This window comes from Massilia mucilaginosa (assembly GCF_011682145.1).
GTDB lineage: Bacteria > Pseudomonadota > Gammaproteobacteria > Burkholderiales > Burkholderiaceae_D > Telluria_A > Telluria_A mucilaginosa.
Window position 1 is genome coordinate 1 of sequence record NZ_WHJH01000124.1, and the last position, 2,399, is coordinate 2,399.

Sequence of the window (2,399 nt, forward strand, 5' to 3'; positions counted from 1 at the left end):
TGCCGACATTGCCGATCTGTTGCCGTTCAACTTTACTGCTGTTTAACAGCCGCTTGCCCGTCGATTAGGGCAACGTCAAGGTGCGGTAGAAATCGCGCTTACCGACAAAGACAGGCGTCATCGACGCCCTCTTTGCGCGCCTGGACGCGGTCGAGGCCAAGCTGGGCATGAACAGTGAGAATTCGAGTAAGCCGCCTTCCTCGGATGGACTGGCGAAAAAGCCGAAGACCAGCTCGCTGCGCGGGAAGTCCGACAAGGCGGTCGGAGGCCAGCCCGGCCACAAAGGCAGCACGCTCAAGCGGGTGGCCGTACCCACGGGAACGAAGGATTATCTGCCGCCGTCGCACTGCAAGCGCTGCCACAGCGCCTTGACCCTGGATCAGGCACAAGTGCTGGAACGGCGTCAGATATTCGATGTGCCAGTGCTCAGCTTCGGGGTAATCGAACACCGCGCCTATACCGTTGTTTGCGCCTGCGGACAGCGGCACGACAGCAGCTTTCCCGCCGCAGTGAGCGAAGCGGCCCAATACGGTCAGAACGTGCGCGCACTGGGCGTGCATCTGACCCAAGGGCAGATGCTGCCGTATGCTCGCGCCGCCGAGTTGATCTTCGAGATGACGGGCTTGTCGGTGTCGCCGGCAACGCTGCACGCCTGGGTTGGCGAGGCCAGCGCGGCCCTGCAGGGCACGGCCGCGCTGATAGCGCGGCCGTTGCACCTCGCGCCGGTGCTGTGCGCCGACGAATTGGGCCTGCGTGTGGACGGCAAGCTGTACTGGATGCACGTGGCGGCCACGGGCAATCTCACCTGGTATGGCATGCACGCAAAGCGCGGCATGGAGGCTATCGTCGCGCATGGCATTCTTCCCAAGCGCCTCGGCGTCCTGGTGCACGACTGCTGGGCTTCCTACTGGAAACTCGACGATGGCCTGCATGCCTTGTGCAATGCCCATCTCCTTCGGGAACTGGTCTATGTGCAAGAGATGACGGGCCAGAACTGGCCGGCCGCCATGACGGAACTGCTGCTCAACGCCCAACGACTGGGCGCGGCGACGCGCCAGCAGGGGCGCCCACTCGACGCCGGGGCCATCGCCGCCTTCACCACCGTTTACTTCGACATCGTGCGCGCGGGCGAACAACTGAATCCTCCCAAAATCAAGCCCGACGGAAAACGCGGCCGCTGCAAACAGTCCGACGCCCACAACCTGCTGGGCCGCTTCCGGACGCACGCCGAGTCCGCCTTGCGCTTCATCGCCGATGCAAACGTCCCGTTCTCCAACAATATTGCAGAACGGGCTGTCCGCATGCCCAAGGTCAAACAGAAGATATCCGGGTGCTTCCGCACCACTGCCGCGCCGACAATTTCTGCACCATCCGATCCTGTCTCGACACGCTACGCAAACAGGGACATAGCATGCTGGAAGTGCTGCGCCGCGCGTTTACTGGCGATCCCATCACGCCTGCCGCGTAGCGGCTGAATAGTTACGCCAGCACTTCCATTGTGAAATAATAAGCCCAGTCATTAATATGGCAAAACGAAAGAACCTGCCGTAATTTCAATGATATCCCCTGATTGCATCTCAATCCGGAGTACTTCAGTTCCATCCGGCTGTAAAGTAGGTCCGGTGACCTCATTTACGCTTACACTTCGCCCCCATTCATCTCGCTTTGGCACCGAGAGATTGACAACTTTCTCTGCAATCAAAGAAACGATCTCTGAACTTGAGTTGCGTAGACTAAGGGAAAGACGTGCACCTTTCCAGTCAAATATTAGTGATACAAATGTCCAATCATGCATCGTAATTCCTTCTGTTAATTTCCTAACGGGAGATGCGCGGCTGGAGATTCCGGGGCAACCACATTTCCATTGATATCCAATCGCTGCCCTTGCGGGTTATTCACATGAGAGTGTGGGTGGGGACCACCAGGATGAACCAGTACCCGCTGCTCACCAGTGATTGGATCAACAAACGCACCGCGCCCAGCTTTAGGGGCTGGACCTTTGGTCTGTAAACCCATCGCGAGCGCTACGGCCTCAATTTGTGCTGGAGTCTTTCCCGCTACGTCCTTTGGATCAATGTATGGCGAGCCTGCTGCATCCTTATCTCCGCTCTTACAATTGCATGTTTTCGTCAAGCCAAATGGATCGACCCACCCGCTCGGATTCGGCGCATATTGGTACGAGTTAGTGCCGCCCGCAAGTCCGATCGGATCGAGCGAAACATACCGCCCGCAATCAGCATCATAGTAGCGGAAGCGGTTGTAGTTCAAGCCAGTTTCGCTGTCGTGATACTGCCCCAGAAAACGGATCGGCTGGAACTGTGCAGCATCATTCGCCGCCTCAGCCTCGGTAGCGGCCACACTGTGGCGCTGCGGCGCGGGCTGGACGACCCGCAGCACGT

General features: G+C 58.7%; 2 protein-coding genes. One reads left to right on the forward strand and one right to left on the reverse strand.

Annotated elements, in window-relative coordinates; translation table 11 throughout:
• Positions 1-167 precede the first annotated feature (167 nt).
• Positions 168-1,475 carry an IS66 family transposase gene (gene tnpC, locus F2P45_RS33960; protein WP_229505435.1) on the forward strand — a complete coding sequence of 436 codons (1,308 nt, stop codon included), beginning with the start codon at positions 168-170 and terminating at the stop codon, positions 1,473-1,475.
• A 334-nt stretch (positions 1,476-1,809) separates the two neighbouring features.
• Here the strand turns inward: tnpC and F2P45_RS33965 are convergent.
• Positions 1,810-2,399 (reverse strand): RHS repeat-associated core domain-containing protein (locus tag F2P45_RS33965; RefSeq protein ID WP_166882617.1); only part of this gene is annotated, 590 nt, incomplete at its 5' end.